The 8,348-nt window shown below is 64.1% G+C and carries 8 protein-coding genes and 1 pseudogene; all 9 read left to right on the top strand.

Going from position 1 to position 8,348, the window contains the following annotated elements:
- Positions 1-469: pseudogene (locus AC1DSN_RS14630) on the top strand (hypothetical protein); the annotation flags it as partial.
- Positions 470-506: 37 nt separating this feature from the next.
- Complete coding sequence (locus AC1DSN_RS14625) at positions 507-866, top strand: PilZ domain-containing protein (RefSeq protein ID WP_046968726.1); 360 nt, start codon at positions 507-509, stop codon at positions 864-866.
- A gap of 300 nt (positions 867-1,166) precedes the next feature.
- On the top strand, positions 1,167-1,523 hold the full coding sequence (locus AC1DSN_RS14620) for an NADH-quinone oxidoreductase subunit A (protein WP_063572034.1): 357 nt from the start codon (positions 1,167-1,169) through the stop codon (positions 1,521-1,523).
- Entirely contained in the window at positions 1,514-2,068 is a 555-nt protein-coding gene (locus AC1DSN_RS14615; RefSeq protein ID WP_046968724.1) for a NuoB/complex I 20 kDa subunit family protein, read from the top strand. Before AC1DSN_RS14620 ends, AC1DSN_RS14615 begins: the two co-directional genes overlap by 10 nt.
- A 13-nt stretch (positions 2,069-2,081) precedes the next feature.
- Positions 2,082-2,810, top strand: coding sequence for an NADH-quinone oxidoreductase subunit C (locus tag AC1DSN_RS14610; RefSeq protein WP_063572033.1), 729 nt, complete (start codon positions 2,082-2,084; stop codon positions 2,808-2,810).
- A 27-nt stretch (positions 2,811-2,837) separates the two neighbouring features.
- Positions 2,838-4,067 (top strand): NADH-quinone oxidoreductase subunit D, encoded by a 1,230-nt coding sequence (locus tag AC1DSN_RS14605; RefSeq protein WP_218625456.1) that lies wholly within the window; start codon positions 2,838-2,840, stop codon positions 4,065-4,067.
- A gap of 21 nt (positions 4,068-4,088) precedes the next feature.
- Complete coding sequence (nuoE, locus tag AC1DSN_RS14600; protein ID WP_046968721.1) at positions 4,089-4,616, top strand: NADH-quinone oxidoreductase subunit NuoE; 528 nt, start codon at positions 4,089-4,091, stop codon at positions 4,614-4,616.
- 10 nt (positions 4,617-4,626) lie between these two features.
- Positions 4,627-5,970, top strand: coding sequence for an NADH-quinone oxidoreductase subunit NuoF (gene nuoF, locus AC1DSN_RS14595; protein ID WP_477331325.1), 1,344 nt, complete (start codon positions 4,627-4,629; stop codon positions 5,968-5,970).
- A complete protein-coding gene (gene nuoG / locus AC1DSN_RS14590; RefSeq protein WP_477331323.1) occupies positions 5,967-8,279 on the top strand; it encodes an NADH-quinone oxidoreductase subunit NuoG in 2,313 nt (770 codons plus the stop codon). Before nuoF ends, nuoG begins: the two co-directional genes overlap by 4 nt.
- Positions 8,280-8,348: the final 69 nt, after the last annotated feature.

Genomic DNA, 8,348 nt, shown 5'->3' with positions numbered 1-8,348 from the left:
CACATACAAGGTCCATGGGACCGAGCGTTCGGCGCCTGAAGACCTGATCGTCCCCGACACGGACCCCGAGCGCCTCACGACCAAGATCCACGCCGTGCTCGAGCATGCGACACAGATGTCCTTGAGTCGCGAGCGCATGCTTGGCGTGGCCTCCCGTCCCGAGCGCTTCGACCGGGCGCCCGCCGCCCCGGGCACGGGTGCGCTGCGCCTGCCGTGGCGACCGGGACGGCTGGCGCGAAGCCGGCTGCGCCTCGTCCTGGCGGATACGCAGGGCGTGCAGGTCTGGCCGTGGCGCCTCGCGCCGATCGAGCGGGCGGGCGACGAGTGGATGCTACCTCTGCGTGGCGCGCCGGGTCCGGCCTTTGCCAAGCTCACCGCCGACCTCTCGACGCCCTGGATTTATGACCACTATGGCTGGGCCGGGCAGGACCCGGAACCGGTCGGGCTTGTGGCCCGGGCCGCCGGGTAGCTAGGATGACGGTCAAACCAGGGGATTCCACGTGTCCATGAACGCCACCAGCTCCTCACCGCGACAGGGAATCCTCTCGCTGAAGATCAAGGACGTGAACTCCCTGTACATCTCGTACATGCCGTTCCTGAAAACCGGTGGTCTCTTCGCGCCGACCGCCCAGCGCTACAGCCTGGGCGACGAGGTGGCCTTGCTGGTCACCCTGATAGACGAAAACGAGCGCCTGTCGGTCGCCGGTCGCGTGGTCTGGATCACGCCGGTGGGTGCCCAGGGCAACCGAACCGCCGGTGTCGGTATCCAGTTCAACGAATCCCCCGAGAGCGAAGGTGCCCGGCAGCGCATCGAAGCGCTGCTTGTCGGAACCCTCGCCTCCGAGCGTCCGACCCAGACCATGTGACATATCGGCGCGCTCCGGCGCCGAATGTCCGTGTTCAACAGGCGATTACCTGCGATTGCACCATGGCGACGCAGTTTTTCCCTTATTAATACTTGTCGTGATACCTGCACGCACTGGTACAATAGATCGGTTCCCCAACGTGAGATTGTGGATATCCGGAGTCGTTGGTACGCAATGCGTCCCGACACGGATCGACCCATTTGGATCGATTCGATAAAAGCTCTGGCGACCCTAGCCGGACCGCTCGTCCCCGCCGACGGTCACTGATGCGCCCAGTGAGGCGCGGAGGTACGCAGCATCGTGCTTGCCCAATACTGGCCCGTCCTGTTGTTCATTGCCGTGGCCGTAGGCCTAGGCGTGGTCCTGATGGCGATCGGCATCCTTGCCGGCCCCAGCCGTCCCGATTCGGAAAAGCTCTCGCCCTATGAGTGCGGCTTCGAGGCCTTCGAGGACGCGCGCATGAAGTTCGACGTGCGCTATTACCTCATCGCCATCCTCTTCATCATTTTCGACCTCGAAATCGCCTTCCTGTTTCCGTGGGCGGTGGTGTTCGACAAGATCGGCGGCATCGCGCTGATCGAAATGGCGCTGTTCCTCGCGCTGCTCGTGGTCGGTTTCGCTTACGTCTGGAAGAAGGGAGCGCTCGAATGGGAGTGATGACCACCATCGATCGGGTGATGCACAACCCGACGCCGCTCAACCTCGTCGACGACATCCTGCGTCCTAACGGCGACGCCCCGGTCGTCAATCGTGGCTTCGGCGTGACCAGCATCGATGCCCTGATGAACTGGGCGCGTACCGGTTCCATGTGGCCGATGACCTTCGGCCTGGCCTGCTGCGCGGTCGAAATGATGCACGCGGGTGCCGCGCGCCTCGATCTGGACCGCTTCGGCGTCGTCTTCCGTCCCAGCCCCCGCCAGTCCGACGTGATGATCGTCGCCGGCACCCTGGTGAACAAGATGGCCCCGGCTCTGCGCAAGGTCTATGACCAGATGCCCGAGCCGAAATGGGTCATCTCCATGGGTTCCTGCGCCAACGGCGGCGGTTACTACCACTATTCCTACTCGGTCGTTCGCGGCTGCGATCGGATCGTGCCGGTCGATATCTATGTGCCGGGTTGCCCGCCGACGGCCGAAGCGCTGATCCACGGCATCCTGCAGTTGCAGAAGAAGATCCGTCGCACCCACACGATCGCGCGTTAACAGGGCATCGCACATGAGCGTTATTAACGAGACCTCGCTGGTCGAACGGCTCGCCGCGCGCTTCGGCGACATGCTGACGGTGAAGGTCGACCGCAACGAAGTCACCGCTGAGGTGGCTCCGCGTGACCTGATCGCCGTGGCTACCGCGCTGCGCGACGAGGCGGGCTTCCGCTTCACCATTCCTATCGACGTCTGCGGCGTCGACTACCTCAGCTACGGGCAGACCGAGTGGGACACCGACACCGCGCAGGGCGATAGCTTCTCGCGTGGCGTGGAAGGTGAGGCCATGGGTCGCTTCACGTGGGCCGACCGCCCGCGCAAGGTCGAGCAGCCGCGTCGTTATGCCGCGGTCATCCACCTGCTGTCGATCGAACTCAACCAGCGCATCCGCCTGCGCATCTTCTGCGAAGACGATGCCTTCCCGATCGTCCCGTCGGTGACGCCGGTGTGGCCGGGCACGGACTGGTTCGAGCGCGAGACCTTCGACCTGTACGGCATCATCTTCGATGGTCACCCGGATCTCCGTCGCATCCTCACGGACTACGGCTTCGTGGGCCATCCGTTCCGGAAGGATTTCCCGCTGATCGGTAACGTCGAAGTGCGCTACGACCCCGAACAGAAGCGTGTCATTTACGAACCCGTCTCGATCGAACCGCGCGTGCTCGTGCCGCGCACGATCCGTAACGACGCCGATCTCGATCAGGCCAGGGCGGAATCCGCCGATCATTGGCGGGAGAATTAAGCCGTGGAAGAAATTCGCAATTACACGATGAACTTCGGCCCGCAGCATCCCGCTGCGCATGGCGTGTTGCGCCTGGTGCTGGAGATGGACGGCGAGACGATCGTCCGCGCCGATCCGCATATCGGCCTGCTGCACCGTGGCACCGAGAAGCTGGCCGAGTCCAAGCCGTTCAACCAGTCCATCGGTTACATGGATCGCCTCGACTACGTCTCGATGATGTGCAACGAGCACGCCTACGTGCTGGCCATCGAGAACCTGCTCGGCATCCAGGCACCCATCCGTGCGCAGTACATCCGCACGATGTTCGACGAGATCACCCGCATTCTCAACCACCTCATGTGGGTGGGTTCGAACGCGCTCGATCTCGGCGCCATGGCCGTCTTCCTCTATGCGTTCCGCGAACGCGAAGAGCTGATGGACGTCTACGAGGCGGTATCGGGCGCGCGCATGCAYGCCACGTACTACCGCCCGGGTGGCGTTTACCGTGACCTGCCGGACCARATGTCGAAGTACCGCGAGTCGCCGTGGCACAAAGGCGCGGACCTCAAGCGCCGCAACTCGTGGCGCGAAGGCTCGATGCTGGACTACCTCACGGAGTTCACCAACGACTTCCCGGCGCGCGTCGATGAGTACGAATCGCTGCTGACCAACAACCGTATCTGGAAGCAGCGTACGGTCGGCATCGGCGTCATCCCGCCCGAGAAGGCGCAGGCCTGGGGCATGACCGGCGCGATGCTGCGCGGCTCGGGCATTGCCTGGGATCTGCGCAAGAAGCAGCCGTACGCCGCCTACGCGAACATGGAATTCGACATTCCGGTGGGCGTCAACGGCGACTGCTACGACCGTTACCTGGTTCGCGTCGAAGAGATGCGCCAGTCGAACAACATCATCAAGCAGTGCGTGGCGTGGCTGAAGGCCAACCCGGGCCCGGTGATGGTGCAGAACTACAAGGTCGCGCCGCCCAGCCGCGAAGAAATGAAGAGCGACATGGAAGCGCTGATCCACCACTTCAAACTCTTCACGGAAGGCTACGGTGTGCCTGCCGGTGAAACCTATACCGCCGTCGAAGCGCCCAAGGGCGAGTTCGGCTGCTATCTCGTGTCCGACGGTGCGAACAAGCCTTTCCGCGTGCATCTGCGCGCGCCCGGCTTCGCCCACCTGTCTTCCATGGACGCGATCGTAAGAGGCCACATGCTCGCCGACGTCGTCGCGATGATTGGCACCTACGATCTCGTCTTTGGCGAAGTCGACCGCTAAGTCGACGGAGTGAACTGAATCATGAAAGCCACCGGACATTTTGAGCAGGTCAAGGACGTCGATCCTCTTGTCGTGCTCAACGATCACACCCGCAGCCACATCGATCACTGGGTTTCCAAGTTTCCGCCGGATCGCAAGCGCTCCGCGCTGATCCAGTCGCTCATGGCGGCGCAGGAACAGAACGTCGGTTACCTCACCGACGAACTGATCACGGCTGTCGCGAAGTACCTCGAACTGCCGGCGATCTGGGCGTACGAGGTCGCGAGCTTCTACTCGATGTTCGAGACCACGCCTGTCGGTCGCAACAACGTCGCCATCTGCACCAACATTTCCTGCTGGTTGAACGGGGCCGAAGGCCTGGTTCGCCATTGCGAGAAGAAGCTCGGCATCAAGACCGGCGAGAGCACCGCCGACGGCCGCATCTATCTCAAGCAGGAAGAGGAGTGCCTCGCCGCTTGCGCGGGCGCGCCGATGATGGTCGTCAACGGTCACTACCACGAGAAGCTGACGACCGATTCGGTCGACGCGATCCTCGACGGTCTTAAGTGAGGTAAGGGCAATGGCTAGCACCACTGGTCCGGTCGGACCCGCACCGCAGGAACACCAGGTCGTCTACACGACCCTGCATTTCGAGAAGCCCTGGGCGCTCGAGAGCTATGAAAAGGTGGACGGTTACAAGGCATGGCGCAAGATCCTGGCTGAGAAGCCTGATCCCGCCGCCCTGATCGAAGAGATCAAGAAGAGCGCGCTGCGCGGTCGCGGCGGCGCCGGCTTCCCCACGGGCCTGAAGTGGAGCTTCATGCCCCGCACGGCACCGGGCCAGAAGTACATCCTGTGCAATTCGGACGAATCCGAGCCGGGTACCTGCAAAGACCGCGATATCCTGCGCTTCAACCCGCATTCGGTCATCGAAGGCCTGGCGATCGCGTGCTACTGCACGGGCTCGACCATCGCTTACAACTATCTGCGTGGCGAGTTCCACCACGAGCCGTTCGAGCACATCGAAGAAGCCCTGAAGGAAGCCTATGCGGCTGGCCTGCTCGGCAAGGACATCGGTGGCTCCGGTATCGACGTGGACATCTACAACGCCCTCGGCGCCGGCGCATACATCTGCGGCGAAGAAACCGCGCTGATGGAATCGCTGGAAGGCAAGAAGGGCCAGCCGCGCTTCAAGCCGCCGTTCCCGGCTGGCTTCGGTCTGTATGGCCGTCCGACCACGATCAACAACACCGAGACCTATGCTTCGGTGCCGGCGATCCTGCGCAACGGCGCGGAATGGTTCCTCAACCTCGGCAAGCCGAACAACGGCGGCCCGAAGATCTTCTCGGTCTCCGGCCACGTGGCCAACCCGGGTAACTTCGAGATCCGTCTTGGCACGCCGTTCTCCGAACTCCTGCAGATGGCCGGCGGTATCCGCGGCGGCAAGAAGCTCAAGGCCTGCATCCCCGGCGGTTCGTCGATGAAGGTGCTGACGGCCGAGAAGATCATGGAATGCACCATGGACTACGACTCGCTGCAGAAGGCGGGCTCGGGTCTGGGTTCGGGCGCCGTGATCGTGATGGACGAAACCACCTGCATGGTTCGCGCCTGCCATCGCATCTCGCGCTTCTACATGGCCGAGTCGTGCGGCCAGTGCACCCCGTGCCGCGAAGGCACCGGCTGGATGCACCGCGTGCTCTCGCGCATCGTCGAAGGCAAGGGCACGACGGACGATCTTCATCGCCTGAAGGCTGTTGCCGGTCAGATCGAGGGCCACACCATCTGCGCGTTCGGTGAAGCCGCCGCGTGGCCGGTGCAGGGCTTCCTGGCCAACTTCTGGCACGAATTCGAATACTACGTGGAGCATGRCCGGTCGATCGTCGACGGCCCGGCGGACACGGTCACCACTGGAGTCGCTGCATGAGTGCGCAGCCCGTAGCCAATGCCGCGCCGGATCTGGTCAATATCGAGATCGACGGCGTTCCGGTGCAGATAGCCAAGGGTCGGATGATCATCGAGGCGGCCGACGCCGTCGGGATTCCCATTCCGCGTTTCTGCTATCACCGCAAGCTTCCGATCGCCGCCAACTGCCGCATGTGCCTGGTGGAAATCGAGAAGATGCCGAAGCCGGCACCCGCCTGCGCCACGCCGGTAGGCGAGGGCATGAAGGTGTTCACGCGTTCGGACAAGGCGTTGAAGTCGCAGCGCAACGTGATGGAATTCCTGCTGATCAACCATCCGCTGGACTGCCCCATCTGCGACCAGGGCGGCGAGTGCGAACTGCAGGACGTCTCCCTCGGCTATGGCCGCTCGGTGTCGCGCTACAACGAGCGCAAGCGCACCGTTTCCGACGAGAACCTCGGGCCGCTTATCGCGACCGAGATGACCCGCTGCATCCAGTGCACGCGCTGCGTTCGCTTCACCAGCGAGATCGCCGGCACGTACGAACTCGGCGGCATGAGCCGTGGCGAGAACCTGGAGATCGGTACCTACATCGGCAAGACCATCGAGAGTGAACTGTCGGGCAACATCATCGACGTTTGCCCGGTCGGCGCGCTGACCAACAAGCCGTTCCAGTTCCAGGCCCGCGCCTGGGAGCTGGTGGCACGCCCGTCCGTCGGTTACCACGACGCGCTGGGTTCGAACCTGTGGATGCACACGCGCCGCGGTGAAGTGCTGCGCAACGTGCCGCGCGACAACGAGACGATCAACGAATGCTGGTTGTCCGATCGCGACCGTTACAGCCACCAGGGCCTGTACGCCGCGGATCGCGTGAAGTCCCCGATGGTCAAGCGCAACGGCCAGTGGTCGGCAACGACCTGGGATGACGCGCTCGCGGTTGCGAAGGAAGCGCTCAAGAGCGTTCCGGGTTCGGATCTCGGCGTGCTGGTGAATCCGGCCACGTCGAACGAGGAGGGCGAACTGCTCGTCCGTCTCGCCCGTGGCCTGGGTAGCGCCCATGTCGACCATCGCCTGCGTCAGCTCGACTTTGCCGACAACGCGTTCGCGAAGGCCTTCGCCTCGCCGATCGCCTCGTTCGACAAGGTGAAGGCGGCGCTGCTGGTCGGTTCCGACCTGCGTAACGAAGTGCCGCTCCTCAACCACCGCATCCGTCAGGCGGTGAAGAAGGGTGCCAGCGTCTACGCGGTCAACCCGGCCCACTTCAACTTCAACTACCCGCTGGCCGGCGAGTCCGTCGCCGCGCCGCACGCGCTGGTCGCCGAACTGCTGATCCTGGCCAAGGCCGCCAGCGAGAACGGTGCCACGGTGCCGGAATCGATTGCCTCCGCTCTTAATGGCGTGGACACGACCGACGCCCACCGCGCCGCCTTCAAGGCGCTCGGCGACAACGCCGTCGTTATCCTCGGCCACGCCGCGGTGACGCATCCGGAAGCCTCGTGGCTGCGAGCCATCGCGCGCTTCATCGCGCAGGCTGCCGGCGCCTCGTTCAATGAGATCCCGGTCGGTGCCAACGCGCTGGGCCTGGCGTCGGTCGGCGTCCTGCCGACGGCGGGCGGTCTCGATGCGCGCGGCATGCTGACCCAGGCCCGCAAGGGCTACGTGCTCTACAACGTCGAGCCGCCGCACGACTTCGCCGATGGCACGCTTGCCCTGCAGGCGATGCATTCGGCGCAGACCGTGGTCGCTTTCGCCGCCTTCGCCAGCGATGCGCTGAAGGACTCCGCCGATGTGATCCTGCCGATCGGCCTGACGCCGGAGATCGACGCGACCCTAGTCAATGTCGAAGGCACCGCACAGACCGTGCTGCCGGGTGCCAAGGCACCGGGCGATGCGCGTCCGGGCTGGAAGGTGTTGCGTGCGCTGGGTGGCATGCTCGGTGTTGCCGGTTTCGAGTTCGACGATCTCGTCGGTCTGCGCGCGGGCCTGACCGAGCGCGCGTCGGAGGTTCGTCCCTCGCTTGCGACGCGTGCCTCGGGCGTGAGCTTCTCGCGTCTGGCCACCACGCCGATCTACCGCGTCGACGCGGTGGTCCGTCGTGCCGGCGCCCTGGCTTCGCACCCGCTGAACCGTGCCGCTGCCATCCGCATCAACGCGGACGCCGCCGGCAAGCTCGGTCTTATCGATGGCGCCAACGCGCGCATCGGCGATGCCGTCCTTCCGGTGGTTATCGATGCCTCGGTGCCTGATGGTGCCGCGTGGATCGAAGCCGCGCACTCCGAAACCGCCATGCTGCCTCCGTACGGCGCGGCCATCACCGTGAGCAAGGCGTAACCATGGGCGCTCAACTCTTCGATCACGTCTTGATGCCGGTGCTCTACATCCTGGCGATCGTGCTGCCGC

This window comes from Luteibacter sp. P4_D7_3, from assembly GCF_056401735.1.
Note: the sequence above shows the minus strand (reverse complement) of the source record. Positions and strands in the feature narration are given on the sequence as shown.